The sequence below is a fragment of the Streptomyces sp. B21-105 genome, from assembly GCF_036898465.1.
Lineage (GTDB): Bacteria > Actinomycetota > Actinomycetes > Streptomycetales > Streptomycetaceae > Streptomyces.
Map to the genome: position 1 here is coordinate 1246684 of NZ_JARUMJ010000001.1, position 14311 is coordinate 1260994.

The 14311-nt window shown below is 70.2% G+C and carries 9 protein-coding genes and 1 pseudogene; 7 read left to right on the forward strand and 3 right to left on the reverse strand.

The window, feature by feature from the left end:
* The first annotated feature begins 247 nt into the window (after positions 1–247).
* From QA802_RS05365 to QA802_RS05390, 6 genes and pseudogenes are all read left to right on the forward strand, one after another.
* Complete coding sequence (locus QA802_RS05365; protein WP_334518487.1) at positions 248–4042, forward strand: CHAT domain-containing protein; 3795 nt, start codon at positions 248–250, stop codon at positions 4040–4042.
* A 61-nt stretch (positions 4043–4103) separates the two neighbouring features.
* Complete coding sequence (locus tag QA802_RS05370) at positions 4104–4454, forward strand: hypothetical protein (RefSeq protein WP_334518489.1); 351 nt, start codon at positions 4104–4106, stop codon at positions 4452–4454.
* On the forward strand, positions 4454–5071 hold the full coding sequence (locus tag QA802_RS05375; protein ID WP_334518491.1) for a hypothetical protein: 618 nt from the start codon (positions 4454–4456) through the stop codon (positions 5069–5071). The genes QA802_RS05370 and QA802_RS05375 overlap by 1 nt, the downstream gene beginning before the upstream one ends.
* A 208-nt stretch (positions 5072–5279) precedes the next feature.
* The gene (locus tag QA802_RS05380; protein WP_334518493.1) at positions 5280–6509 is read left to right on the forward strand and encodes a metallophosphoesterase; all 1230 of its coding nucleotides are present in this window, start codon (positions 5280–5282) and stop codon (positions 6507–6509) included.
* Positions 6510–6565: 56 nt separating this feature from the next.
* A pseudogene (locus QA802_RS05385) lies at positions 6566–6688 on the forward strand (DUF6192 family protein); the annotation flags it as partial.
* Between the two features lie 33 nt (positions 6689–6721).
* Positions 6722–7969 (forward strand): MFS transporter, encoded by a 1248-nt coding sequence (locus QA802_RS05390; protein ID WP_334518494.1) that lies wholly within the window; start codon positions 6722–6724, stop codon positions 7967–7969.
* Positions 7970–8200: 231 nt separating this feature from the next.
* Here QA802_RS05390 and QA802_RS05395 read toward each other — a convergent pair whose 3' ends face one another.
* Together QA802_RS05395 and QA802_RS05400 are read right to left on the reverse strand one after the other, a co-directional pair.
* Positions 8201–9502: an RICIN domain-containing protein gene (locus QA802_RS05395; protein WP_334534336.1), complete on the reverse strand. Its 1302-nt coding sequence runs from the start codon at positions 9500–9502 to the stop codon at positions 8201–8203.
* Between the two features lie 103 nt (positions 9503–9605).
* Complete coding sequence (locus QA802_RS05400) at positions 9606–11048, reverse strand: endo-1,4-beta-xylanase (protein WP_334518495.1); 1443 nt, start codon at positions 11046–11048, stop codon at positions 9606–9608.
* Positions 11049–11762: 714 nt separating this feature from the next.
* Between QA802_RS05400 and QA802_RS05405 the strand changes: the two genes are divergently transcribed.
* Entirely contained in the window at positions 11763–13241 is a 1479-nt protein-coding gene (locus QA802_RS05405) for a non-reducing end alpha-L-arabinofuranosidase family hydrolase (RefSeq protein WP_334518497.1), read from the forward strand.
* Between the two features lie 112 nt (positions 13242–13353).
* On the opposite strand, the gene QA802_RS05410 is transcribed toward QA802_RS05405, so the two are convergent.
* Positions 13354–14250, reverse strand: a complete 897-nt coding sequence (locus QA802_RS05410; protein ID WP_334518499.1) for a CHAT domain-containing protein — start codon at positions 14248–14250, stop codon at positions 13354–13356.
* Positions 14251–14311: the final 61 nt, after the last annotated feature.

Consider the following 14311-nt stretch of genomic DNA (forward strand, 5'->3'; position numbering starts at 1 on the left):
GTCCAGGCGGTCCAGGAAGTAGGGGATCCAGCCCGTGCCACCCCTCCGACAGCCCGATCTTGATGGTCGGGCACTCCATTCGGTATGCGTCAGAAGATGTCAATTCGGCATTGAAAACTATCAGTTGGGCAGAGAAGGGGAGGGGTGTTCGTATGGTCCGATGAGGGGCGGGGGTTCCGGGCGACGAAGCAGAACCGCGTGGTGCGAAGAGTCCGCTGTCCTGGGTCGGCGCGAGATGCGGAGCAGCATGGACATGTTCGAGGTATCGCCGGAGCGACTGCATCTCATGGTGAAGCAGCGCCTGCTCACGTTCTTCGCACACGGTGACCCCTCCGGCGTGCTTGCCCCCGACACGGTCGCCTTGGCTGCGCGGCTCGTTCGGATGACAAGCCTGTCGGTCGAGGGGCCGCCCGTCGAAGTGGCCGCGACGGCGGCCTGGGTGCACTGGATCCGGTGGCAGTTGCTGGGAGCGGACGAGCACAGCACCGACTTCCAGCTGGCGCTGGAGTTGTTCGGCCGGCTGGCCTCGGTCGACGTCGAGTGGCTGCCGTACGAGCTACGCCCGCTCTACGCACCGTCCGAAGCCGACGACAGCAGTCCCCACTTGCTGTCCGCGCGGGCCGGGGTCCTGCTGACGCACAGTCTGGCCTCCGGTGACGAGGGAGCGCTGGACGAGGCCATCGGGCTTCTTCGTGAGGCGGGGGCGGCCGGACCGGACTGGTCTGCCCTGGTGGAGGCGAACCTGGGGGCGGCACTGCAGATACGCCACAGCCGGAGACGGGATCCGGCGGATCTGGCGGCGGCGATCGACCTCCTCGCCCATGCCGTCGAACTCTCCCCGCACGACGCGATCCACCTGTCGAACCTCTCCACGGCCCTCGCGGCACGAGCCAGGTCCTCCGGGTCCGCCGCGGACCTCGACGAGGCGGTCCGGCTGGTCGGCCGTGCCCTCGAGGTGACGCCGCCCAGCCATCCCGACCGGGTCGACTATCTCTCCAACCTCGCCACGACGCTCGTCGATCGCTTCGAACGTGGCGGGATGCTCGAGGACCTCGACCGCGCTGTCGAAGCAGCGCGGCACGCCGTGGCCGGCGCCGACTTCAGTCACCCGAACCGGCATCTGCACATGTCGGCCCATTCCAAGGCCCTGAGGGCGCGGTTCGAGCGGTTGGGGAACGCGGACGACATCGACGAGACGATCGCCGCACAGCGCGCGAACCTCGCCGCCACCGCGGCGCACCACCCGCATCTGGCCTCGGCGAAGTCCGCACTCGGCATCGCCCTGGCGAAAAGGTTCGACCAGCTGGAGGTCATGGACGACGTCGACGAAGCGATCGGACTCTTCGAGTCCGCGGGCGACTTCTCCGCGTTGGGCGCTGCCCTGGCGCAGCGGTCCCGTCGAAGCGGTGACGTGGCGGACCTCGACCGGGCCATCGCCACGCTCAACCAGGCCATCGACGGCTACCGGGGGAAGGGCGCACCGAGCGATGTGCACGCGGACCTGGGCAACCTCGGAAGCGCCCACATAGGACGCTTCATGCGTATCGGCGATTCCCGCGACGCCGACGACGCCGTCGACCAGCTGCGAAAGGCCGTCGGCGCGGCCCCCGATCCCCTCCAGCGCGCTCCCTATCTGTCGAACCTCTGCCACGCCCTGCAAGTCCGCCACGACCACAGCGGCCGTCTCGCCGATCTCGACGAAGCGGTTCGGGCGGGGACTCTGGCCGTGGCTGCCATGCCTGAGGACCACCCCTACCGGATCGGTTACCTGAGCAATCTCGCCCTGGTGCTTCGCACGCGGTTCCTTCGCACTTTCGACGAGGAGGACATCAGCAAGGCGATCGCCTACGACCAGGAGGCCGTCGCGGCCGTCCCCGCATCGGCCCCGGAACGCCCGCGCCTGCTGTCCAACCTCGGCGGGGCGCTGGCGACGCGCTTCAACAGGGACGGCACGCAGGCCGATCTCGAAGCCGCCCTGGACGCCCTGCGTGAAGCCGTGCACACCACTCCGCCGGGACACCCCTTTGAGAGTGTCCACCTGTACAACCTGGGCGCCGCTCTCGCCACTCGGCACGAGCAGCGCGGGAGGGGCGAGCAGCGCAAGAAGGGCGAGCGGGACGAGCGGACGGCGGATCTCGACGAGGCCGTACGGCTGCTGCGACGGTCGACCCGAGTCGCTCCGGCCGACCACCCGGAACGCGCCAAGTACCTGGTCGGCCTCGGCGGCGCGCTGGGGAGACGGTACGCGGCCACGCACCGACCCGAGGACGCGGCCGAGGCGGAGGACGTGCTGAGCCGGGCAGCCCGAACGGTTTCCGCGGCCGTCTCCTGCCGCATCGACGCCGCCTCCATGTGGTGTGCCCTGGCCGCCGAACGCGAGGACTGGCCGGCCGCGGTGCAGTCCGCCGAGACCGCGGTCGGTCTGCTCCCCCTGCTCGCGTGGCGTGGAGCGGAGCAGGCGGACAGCCAGCACCAGCTGCGACGCTTCGCCGGCGAAGCACGCTTCGCCGCGGCTTGCGCCCTGCAGTCCGACAGCCCGGCTCGCGCGGTGGAACTGGCCGAGCAGGGACGCGGCGTGATGTGGTCCCGCCTCCTGGACACCCGGACCGACCTCAGTGCGCTGCGCGAGACCGCGCCCGACCTCGCCGCCCGGCTCGACCATCTGCGCATGCTTCTCGACGCGCCCGTCCAGCCTTCGTCCCCGCCGTCTCCCGGACAGCCTCAGGGAGATGCGGCACCACCGGACCGTTCCGCGCTGGCCCGGGAATGGGACGACCTCGTCGAACAGGTCCGGCAGATCGACGGGTTCACGGATTTCCTCAAGCCGCACGGTATCGACCGGCTGCTCTCCCTCGGAGACGAAGGCCCCGTCGTCCTGGTCAACATCTCCTCGCTGCGCTGCGACGCACTGATCATCACCGAGGGGCAGTTGCGCGTCAGGCCGCTGCCGAAAGTCACGGAGAAGGAGCTGAGCGAGCAGGCCAACAGCTATCTCGGCGCACTGCTCGACGTCGAACTCGCCGCCGATGCCATGCTCCAGGCCCGTGAAACCTTCGACAGCAGCGACCGCGACTGGGCCGCCACCACCGCCTACACCACTGCCCGGGACGAGCTGCACCACGCCCGGACGGAACGCGAGACGGTACTCGCCTCCGTGCTGGAGTGGTTGTGGGACCGCATCGCCGAACCCGTCCTCACGGACCTCGGGTTCGTGAACAGGCCCGAGGGCGACGACTGGCCGCGCCTGTGGTGGTGCCCTACGGGAGCCTTGACATTCCTGCCCCTCCACGCGGCCGGTCACCATACCGACCCCCACGACGACCCCGGCGACGGCCCCGACGACGGCCCCCGGAGGACGGTCGTCGACCGGGTGGTGTCCTCCTACACGCCGACCCTGCGAGCCCTGCTGGAAGCCAGGCGCAGAGCCCCGGAGGCATCCGACCGCGCCGCGGACGGGCGAATGCTCCTGGTCGCGATGTCACAGACTTCCGGGCGGGAACCGCTCCAGGCGGTACGGCAGGACATCGACGTGCTCACGTCTGCGCTGCCCGACCGGCTGACCCTGCTCGAGAACGCGGACGCGACATGGGACGCGGTGAAGTCCGGGCTGCTCGAGCACTGTTGGACACAGTTCAGCTGTCACGGCGATCAGAACATCCTGGATCCGCTGGCAGGAGGCCTGACCCTGTTCGACAAGACCCTCACGGTCGGTGACCTCAGCGCACTCAGCCATCGCGGTGAGTTCATCTTCCTGTCGGCCTGCAAGAGTGCGGTGGGCAGCCCCAGAATGCCGGACGAGGCCCTGACGATGGCCGCGGTGCTGCACTACACCGGCTACCGGCATGTCATCGCCGCGTTGTGGTCGATCGCCGACGACACGGCGGCGGACGTCGCCCGGCTCGTCTACCGGGAACTGGTCTCCGAGGGGGTCCTGCATCCCGAGAAGGCGGCCCACGCGCTGCACACCGCGCTGCTGCGACTCCGTGAGGACCGCGGTCTCCCCGCGAGTTCCTGGCTCCCCTTCACCCATACAGGTCCGTGACGCCCCGCGCCGCGGACACCCGCATCGGTCCTTGAACCGACAGCCCGACAGGAGGAACGCCTTGACCGTCGCGCATCACGAACCCGCCCCCTACGCCGAGGCCACGGATCCCGCCTACGCCGAGCGGGCCGCGGAGACCTTCACCCTGCGCGAGGCCGGTCCCGGCCTGCTCGTGCTGAGCGGTCCGTGTCCGCGGTGCGCCGCGCCGCTGGAGGTGCCCCTGCCGCACATGGTCTTCCGGGGGCTGGACGGCATCCTCGCCCTGTTCCGGCCCTCCCAGCGACGTCCGGCGTCGGACACCCGTGACGAGCCTGTGGCGTGCGCGTGCGACGAGCATCACCCGGACCGGCCGGAGGGACGCAAGGGGTGCGGCGCCTACTGGGTGCTGCGGATCTCCGGCTGTGACGCCTGATGCCGACCGTCGGGCCCGGCGACGGCGCCGTACCCGCGGACCTGCGCGCCGCACAGGAGCGCCGGCGTCTGCTGGAGGCGGAACTGCCCCGGCTGCGCGAGGCCGCCACCGCCTGGCGCAACGCACTGGGTGCGCTGCTGGCGGGGCTCATCGGGTTCAGCCTGGTCCGCGGTCGGAGCGACGTGGGCCAGCTCGCCCGCTTCTGGGCCGTGACCGTCGGCGTACTGCTCCTGCTCGCGCTGCTCGCGGGTCTCGCTGGGGCACTTCTGCTGGTGCGGGCGGCTCACGGCCGGCCCACCGTCGTACCCGTGAGCCAGGTGGAGAACCGCGCGGTCGCCGATCACCTGGAGGCCCGCTCCGCCACCGCCGCGCTCAGACGCGGCATCGCCCTCACCCTCCTCTGCGTCGGACTGCTCGTCACCGCGGTCGCCACGACCTGGTACGGGCCGCCACGCAAGGGTCCCGCGATCCGTGTCGACTCGCCTTCCGCTTCCGTCTGCGGCTCGGTGGTGCGTCTCGACGCGGGCACGGTGGTCCTCGACACGACGATGGGCGAGGTGAAGGTCGTACTCGACGACGCGACAGCCCTGAGCCCGGTCGACGCGTGTCCGCCCTGATGTCACCGGGGCAGACCGGGCCGCGGCAGACCGGGCCGCAGCCGTAGCGTCCTGATCTCGGCTCACGCCGAGGGAGGTGTCCGCCGACCTGTCGTCCCGCGGAGAACCCTTCGCCCCCGAGGGACCCGCCCCGTGGTGGCCGGGCCGGACGGCCCGGAGGCGACCGGATACAGTGCGCGAGACGGCAGCCTGGTCCGAGAGGGGAAGCGTGCCCGACACCCGACCCGCCGACAGCGCGGCGCGAGCGCCGCGGCAGAGCCGACTGCACCGCTTGATGCGCTACATCCCCCTGATCGCCCCCGTCCTGCTGTGGGCCGTGCCGTGCTGGGTGCTCCTTTACAACGGGCAGCACTGGCCGCTGCCCGTCACACTGGCCGGCACCGCTCTGTTCGTCCTCGGTCTCGCCGCCATGCCGCTCGCCATGGCGCGCGGCCACGGCCGGCGTCAGCAGGACCGGGCGGCGATCGTCGGTGACACCCTGCTGGGCACGAGCTGGGTTCTGTTCACCTGGTCCGTTCTGCTCGGCGTCCTGCTGCGGCTCGCCCTGACCGTGGCCGGCGTCGGCGAGAGTCAGGACCGGGCCCGCATCGTCACCTGGGCCGTCCTCGGCGTGAGCGCCGTGCTGCTCGGCTGGGGCTACGCGGAGGCCCGCCGCGTGCCGCGCGTGCGCCGGCTCGACGTGCGACTCCCGCGACTGGGCGCCGGGTTGGACGGCACCCGCGTCGTCCTCATCACCGACACCCACTACGGCCCGCTCGATCGCGCCCGCTGGTCGGCACGGGTATGCGAGACGGTGAACACCCTGGAGGCCGACCTGGTCTGCCACACCGGCGACATCGCGGACGGCACGGCCGAACGCCGCCGCGCCCAGGCCGTCCCGCTCGGTACCGTGCGGGCCACCCGGGCCCGGGTGTACGTCACGGGCAACCACGAGTACTACAGCGAGGCCCAGGGCTGGGTCGACCTGATGGACGAGCTGGGCTGGGAACCGCTGCGCAACCGCCACCTGCTGCTCGAACGCGGCGGTGACACCCTCGTGGTGGCCGGCGTGGACGACGTCACCGCCGAGTCCTCCGGCCTGGCGGGTCACCGCGCCCACCTCGCCGGAGCGCTGAACGGCGCCGACCCCGACCTTCCCGTCCTGCTCCTGGCACACCAGCCCAAGTTCATCGACCGAGCAGCGGCCGCCGGCGTCGACCTCCAACTCTCCGGCCACACCCACGGCGGCCAGATCTGGCCCTTCCACCACCTGGTCCGCATCGACCAGCCCGTCGTCGCGGGCCTGAGCCGGCACGGCGCCCGCACCCTCCTCTACACCAGCCGCGGCACCGGCTTCTGGGGCCCGCCGTTCCGCGTCTTCGCCCCCAGCGAGATCACCCTCCTCGTGCTCCGCTCCCCGCACCCGCCCACCTCGACGCAGCACTCGGCGGGGCTATGACGCCGGCCGGCGGCCCCAGCTGAGCTTGTTCTTCAACTCCTGAGCCGGACTGCGCGAAACGGATCGTCGGTCAGCGGGTCGACCGGCCGGTCACGGTGGACGAGAAGGTCCAGGCCGTCGCCGACCTGACCCGGGACGACGAGGTCGCAGCCCACTGGATGCCCGTCATAACCCGTTGACGGGCGCGCCGCTCAGTCCCGACGATCAGGCGCATGCCTGCCGCCCTGGCGCCTCTGCGCCACCGCCCGTTCCGTCACCTCTTCATCGGTACGACGGCCAACCTGCTCGGCAACGGAGTGGCGCCGATCGCCCTCGCCTTCGCCGTGCTCGACGCCACCGGCTCGGTCGGCTCACTCGGGTTGGTGGTCGGCGCCCACTCCCTCACCGGCATCCTCTTCCTGCTGTACGGCGGGTTGCTGGCGGACCGACTGCCGCGCGGCCCGCTGCTCGTCGCCAGCAGCGTGGTCAGCGCCGCCAGCCAGGCGGTGGTCGCCGCCCTGGTCCTCACCCATAGTGCCGCCATTCCCTTGCTCATGGTGCTCGCCGCGGTCAACGGGGCGTCCAGTTCCTGCTACCAGCCCGCCGCCCAGGCCCTGCTGCCCCAGACCGTGCCGGCCGAGTCCCGCCGCGCAGCCCTCGCGCTCTCCCGGATCTCGGGCAGCAGCGCGACGATCGTGGGTGCCTCGCTGGGCGGCGTACTGGTCGCCGCGGTCGGCCCCGGCTGGGGACTCGCCGTCGACGCGCTCACCTTCGCGCTCGCCGCCGCGTTCTTCGCGCTGGTCCGCGTCCAGGTCGCGCCGCCCGAGCCCAGCCGCGGCGTGGTGCATGAACTGCGTGTCGGCTGGCAGGAGTTCACCTCCCGCACCTGGGTGTGGGTGATCGTGGTGGCCTTCTGCTTCCTCAACGCCGGCCTCACCGCCTCGTTCACCGTCCTGGGGCCGGCCGTCGCCGACACCACCACGATCGGCCGTACCGGCTGGGGCCTGGCCGTCGCAGCGTCCTCCCTCGGCGCGGTCGCCGGCGGCATCCTGTCGCTGTACTGGCGACCCCGGCGTGCGATCCTGACCGGCTGCGCGCTGATGGGCCTGACGGCGACGACTCCGCTGCTGCTCGCGCTCGCCCCGCACACCTGGCTGCTGGCCATCGCCAACTTCGTGGCGGGCGTGGGCGCCGAGCAGGCCGGCGTCGCCTGGTACACGACTCTCAACGAACAGATCCCCGAGGACCGCCTTGCTCGCGTCTACGCCTACGACGACCTCGGCTCCTATCTCGCGCTCCCGCTCGCCCAGTTCGCCGCCGGACCCGCCGTACTCCTCCTCGGCCTCCACACCACCCTCTACGCGGCCGGCGCGCTCATTCTCCTCGCCACCCTCGCCATGCTCGCCACCCCCTCCGTCCGCGCGCTGGCCCTGAGGACCCCAGAGCCGCTGCCCGCCTCCGAAGATCCGGTGACGGGCTGAGCACAACCCTGACCGTGAACAACCACAGGTGGATGGTGTTTCGGGCCGAACCGCCACTGCCGACAGGCGAAGTCGGCTCGTTGTCCGCCCCTTCCTGTCCAGCGTCTCCAATACGGAACCGTGCTTCAACGCGCCAGGAAGGAGAACACCTGCTGACGCGCGGCGAACGGTGACGTCGACAAAGTGGAGCCAGGATGATCGATCCCGGCCCCACTCCGTGGTGCGGTCGGGTCACTGGAACTGTGCGAAGAACCTCCAGATCTCTGCCTTGGTCCAGGTGGTGACGCCGCTCTCGCCGGAGGAGCCGTCGACCGGACCGGGTATGTGGCCTCCGTCGAACGCGGCCCACTGGACCGGGTAGCCGGCACGGCAGCCCGAGTAGGCGGTGGTGATGTGCGTCCGGCTGCCCGGCGCGGGCTCGCGCGGGCTCTGGGGGGTGCAGCCGTTGTTGCGGACGAACCTGTCGCGCAGGGACCGTCCCTGCGCGATGTTGAGGACGGAGTCGCTGACGCCGTGGATTCCGAAGTAGGCGATGGGCTGGGTGCCACCGCCGCACCCGCTGATCTCGGCGCCGGAGAAGACCGCTACGGCCCTGAAGACGTTCGCCCGGCTGCACGCGAGTGAGTAGCTCATACCGCCGCCCCAGCTGAAGCCCGTGGCGAAACGCTGTGCCGGGTTGACACAGAGGCCGCCCTCGATCCGCCGGATCATGTCGTCGACGAAGGCGACGTCCTCACCGCCCGCATTGGCCCAGCCGTTGCCGAGGCCCTGGGGTGCGACGAGGATCGCGGTGTTGTTCGCCTGTTCCTGCTGGCCGTAGTAGGACCAGGCGTTCCCGCTCGTGCCGCCCGAGGCGACGTCGCCGGCGGTTCCACCCCGCCAGTGGAACGCGAAGATCAACCGGTAGCGGTGGTTGTTGTCGTAGTTGGCGGGAACCCTGAGGATGAAGCTGCGGGTCTTGCCGCCGCTCTGGATCGTGTGCGTACCGCTCGCCAGGGTCGGGGCGCTGCCGCAGGCACCGCCACCGCCGGACGACAGCTTGATCATCTGCCATTGCTGATTGGCGCCGCCCCAGTCGGTGTACTGGACGACGTTGCCTCCGTCGGCGGTGGAGGCGCCCTGCACCTCCACCGCCTTGCTGCTCGTGCGGTTGATCAGCCGGACGTGGCCGGCGTCGGAGTCGGCCAGCCGGAACTGCTGGTTGCCCCCGTTGTGGTCGGCCCACTGCTGGATCGCGGCGCCGTCGGCGCCGGAGGCTCCGGCCACGTCGAGAACCTTGCCCGAGTGCCGGGCCTTGAGCCGGTAGAAGCCGCCGCCGGAGTCCACGAACTGCCACTGCTGGTCGGCTCCGTCGTTGCGCGTCCACTGGCTGACCCGCGCGCCGTCGGAGGTGGGCGCGCCGGGGACGTCCAGCGCCTTGCCGCTGTTGCGATTGACCAGGACGTACCAGGCATTGGTGTCCACCGTCGCCGCGTCGGCGGGCGCCGGATTCGCCACGGCGAGCATGCCGATCGCGAGGGCGGCCGTCAGCACGGCGGCGACCCGGGACCACCAGCGATGTCGTTGTGGAGGGGCGGGGGAAACCGCACCGTAGGTCCTCATCGATGCACCCTTTCGTTTCGGTGGGCAGGTCCCGTCAGGTGCGGGTCCAGCGCTGGTTGCCGCCGCTCGAGCAGGAGGAGAGCTGGATCAGGGTGCCGTTGGCGGTGCCGCCTGCGACGGTGTCGACGCAGAGGCCGGACTGGACGCCGACGATGGTCCCGTCGGAGTCGATGCGCCATTTCTGGTTGTCGCCGCCCCAGCAGCTGTAGATCTGGACTTTGGTGCCGTTGCCGGTGCCGCCGGCGTCCAGGCACTTGTTGCCGTAGACCCTGAGCTCGCCGGCGGCGGTGTACGCCCACTGCTGGTTGGTGCCGCTGTGGCAGTCCCACAGCTGGAGCTGGGTGCCGTCGGCGGTACTGGCGCCGGGCACGTCCAGACAGCGGCCCGAACCGACGCCCTTGATCGCTCCGGAACCCGAAGGGGGCGTGGAGGTACCGCCGTTGAGTGCGTTGAGGACGGCGGTGTAGGCGGGCTTCTTGCTGCCGTTGCCGTTGAACAGCAGCGGCGTGTCCTGCGATCGCCAGGAGTCGGTGTCGCGCACGCCCCAGACGGTGATGCCGAGGCAGCGTGAGACGGCCAGGCAGTCGTTGGTCACGTTGGCGTAGGTCGTGGCCGACGCGCCCTGGATGTCCAGTTCGGTGATGGCGACGTCGACGCCCAGGGCGGCGAAGTTCTGCAGGGTGGTGCGGAAGTTGCTGTTGTAGGGGCTGCCGCTGTTGAAGTGCGACTGGAAACCGACGCAGTCGATCGGGACGCCACGCTGCTTGAAGTCCCGGACCATGGAGTACATGGCCTGGGTCTTGGCCCAGGTCCAGTTCTCGACGTTGTAGTCGTTGTAGCAGAGCTTGGCGGCCGGGTCGGCGGCGCGCGCGGTGCGGAAGGCGACCTCGATCCAGTCGTTGCCGGTGCGCTGCAGGTTGGAGTCGCGTCGGGCTCCCGAACTGCCGTCGGCGAAGGCCTCGTTCACGACGTCCCACTGGGCGATCTTGCCCTTGTAGTGGGCCATGACGCCGTTGATGTGGCCGATCATCGCCTGGCGCAGCGTGCTGCCGCTGAGGCTCTGCATCCAGCCGGGTTGCTGGGAGTACCAGGCCAGGGTGTGACCGCGCACCTTCTTGCCGTTCTGCACCGCCCAGTTGTAGACGCGGTCACCGGCGGTGAAGTTGAACTGGCCGCGCTGCGGTTCGGTGGCGTCGATCTTCATCTCGTTCTCGGCCGTCACCGAGTTGAACTCACGGCCCGCGATCGTCGTGTACGCGGAGTCGCCCAGCCTGCCCGAGGCGATGGCGGTACCGAAGTAGCGGCCGCTCTGCGCCGCGGCGGCGCCCAGCGTGTTCTCGGCGGCGTGTGCGGCCGGCGGCGCGACCAGTGTGCCGACCAGTGCGGCGACCACACCGAGGACGCCGACGACCAGCGCCGACATCAGGCCGCGGATCTTCCGGCGGACAGGGGGTCCGGGAAGGGCGTACGAGCCCATGACTGTTCCTCCAGGGTAGAAATCCAGGAAGGGCTGAAGCGCAGGGGGATGCGTCGCCCGCTCTCCTCTGCGGACGGGCGGGGGCCGGAGCCCGGCCGGCACCAGATCACCGGACACCACGGTCATGGGTCCGGGGACGATCTCACCCGGCACGGACGGCACCCGGCCGGTCGTCGGGCGACGTACGGCGGGCGGAACGTGACGGGGTGGCGCAGGCTTCGGCGCGCGGATCTGTCGTGGAATGGATCTGCCGTGCAGCTGTGCGTGGATCTGCCGTGCAGCACAACGATGGTTCGACATCTCGAACTGTGACCGGCCCTCAGGCACGGATGATTGAGCGATTGACGATGCCTCGTCAATACTCTCCGCAGAAAAAGTTTCCGTTCCTGGTCCGAAACTTGCGGAATCCCGACGAGCCGGACAGGCGAGCCACTTCGCCGGCTCCGGAGCGTTCTCGTCGACTGACAACTTGTCGGGCCCCGAAACTGAGGCGCTGTTTGTGGACAGATCGGCGAAAGGTCTTGACCCGAGAGCCGTGCATTCCTAGCTTGTGGCGTCAAAGCTTCCGGGAATTCTTCGAAACATTTCGAGACGCCCCCTCCTTCCCCTCCCCTCCCCTCCCCCCTCCCCTCCCTTCCCGGCACGTCCGCTCAGCGGTTCACCGGGGTCGTCCCGTTTCCCACCGTTTCCCACCCCGCAAAGGAGGCCCTCCTCATGGCGCTTCACCGCCCGTCCCCGGTCCGTCTGAGACGATTACTCGCCGTTCTCGCGCCTTTGCTGTTCCTGGCCACCTTCCTCGGCGCCCAGCCCGCCGGCGCGGCGACCGTCGACCCCGACGCCTCGTACGTGCTGGTCAACCGCAACAGCGGCAAGGCCCTGGACGTCTACAACCTGGCCACCGAAGACGGCGCCCGCATCACCCAGTGGACCAGGAACGATCAGAAGCAGCAGCAGTGGCGGTTCGTCGATTCCGGCGGTGGCTACTACCGCATCGAGTCCCGTCACTCGGGCAAGGTCCTGGACGTCCACAACTGGTCCACCGCGAACGGGGGCTCGATCGTCCAGTGGGCCGACCTCAACGCCGCCAACCAGCAGTGGCGGCTGGCCGACAGCTCGGACGGCTACGTGAGGTTCATCTCGCGCCACAGCAACAAGGCCCTCGAAGTACAGGGCGCCTCCACCGCCGACAACGCGAACGTCGTCCAGTACGACGACTGGGGCGGCGCCAACCAGCAGTGGCAGCTCGTCAAGGTCGGCGCCGGCGGCCCCGGCCCCGGCCCCGGCACGTGCGATCTTCCGTCGTCCTACCGCTGGACGTCGACGGGCGCGCTGGCGCAGCCCAAGCCGGGGTGGGTCTCGCTCAAGGACTTCACCGTCGTTCCCTACAACGGCAAGCAACTCGTCTACGCGACGACGCACGACACGGGGTCGAAATGGGGCTCGATGAACTTCGGCCTGTTCACCAACTGGTCGGAGATGGGGTCGGCCGGCCAGAACGCGATGTCGAACTCCACGGTCGCACCCACGCTCTTCTACTTCGCGCCGAAGAACATCTGGGTGCTCACCTACCAGTGGGGCGGGACCGCCTTCTCCTACCGAACGTCGAGCGACCCCACCAACCCGAACGGCTGGTCGTCCCAGCAGGTGCTCTTCTCCGGAAGCATCTCCGACTCCGGAACGGGACCCATCGACCAGACGCTCATCGGTGACGGGACGAACATGTACCTGTTCTTCGCCGGTGACAACGGCAAGATCTACCGGGCCAGTATGCCGATCGGGAACTTCCCGGGCAGCTTCGGCTCGACCTCGACAGTGATCATGAGCGATACGAAGAACAACCTGTTCGAAGCCCCGCAGGTCTACAAGTTGCAGGGCCAGAACCGCTACCTCATGATCGTCGAGGCGATCGGCTCGCGGGGCCGCTACTTCCGCTCGTTCACGGCGACCGGCCTGAACGGCTCATGGACCCCCCAGGCCGCGACCGAGAGCAATCCCTTCGCCGGCAAGGCCAACAGCGGCGCCACGTGGACCGACGACATCAGCCACGGCGAGCTGATCCGCACCGGCCCCGATCAGACCATGACCGTCGATCCCTGCCGTCTGCAGTTGCTCTACCAGGGGCGCAGCCCCAACTCCGGTGGTGACTACGGTCTCTGGCCCTACCGTCCGGGTCTGCTGACACTGCAGCGCTGACGGCGTGACACGAGTCCGGCCCCGGCAGGGGACCGGCCTGGCGGGCTCGGCGCAAGGCCGAGCCCGCCACAGTCCCGCGGCACTTCTGACGCTGTCGCAGGCCCCGGGGTTCTCAGATACCGACGTGGTGGTGGGCCGCCCACGCCGCCGGGGCGCCCCCGTAGTGCTCACGGGCCCGTCGCGCCGTACGGGCCAGCGCGAGGGCCGGTTCGCCGCAGACGTCGTCCAGGGCTTCGTAGAACCCTCGGGCCGTCGCCTCGGCCGCGGCGTCCGGGACCCTCCACAGCGTGCCGATCACGCCGGAGAAGCCGACGAGCAAAAACGCGGAGGTGAGGTGGATCGCCTCGTCGGCGAGGTGGCGAGGCGAATGCGCGCTCTCGCACGCCGACAGGTACGCGAGACGGCCCCAACCGCCTCGTTTCACGGCGATCTCCGCGAACGTCAGGTCGAGGTCGGGCAGCAGGAACCGGCTGTTGCCCGGGTCGTCGTGGTCCGCCACGGCGTGCAGAGCCAGAGGCAGGTGGGTGCAGGTGGTCAGCGCGTCGAGGAGGACGGCCCGCTCGCACGCGGCGAGGTCCAGTGGTTCGAGGCCGAAACGGTCCGCCGCCACCCGGACCTCGCGGCGCGCGGCGGGCAACTCCGGCAGGCCCGGCCGGTGTGCGTCCGCGTACACGACGGCCGCCCTCGCGCGGTCCGGCGCCGCACCGCGGGCCCGCGCGTGGTGCAGGGTGGTCACCGTCGGCGTGTACGAGGACACCGTGCGGTCCACCAGCGACTCCGGGAGGCCCGTGCCGCCCGCCACCGGCTCCGCTGCGTCCTGGGCGGCGGTCGCGGCGTGCAGCGGCAGCCGGCACAGCGCCCCGGGCACCCACCAGACCCTGGTGTCCGGATCCGTCACCCGCAGCTCTGCGAGGACCGGGGCGGCCACCTCCCGCCACAGGATCCGTTCACGCCGCTGATCGACGAGATCCTGCTCATTGATCTGGACGCGACCAGGAAACAGCGCCACACCGTCACCCCGGATCTACCGCCGTCTGATCGACGAGCACTCCTCGTCCGAGGCGTTGACC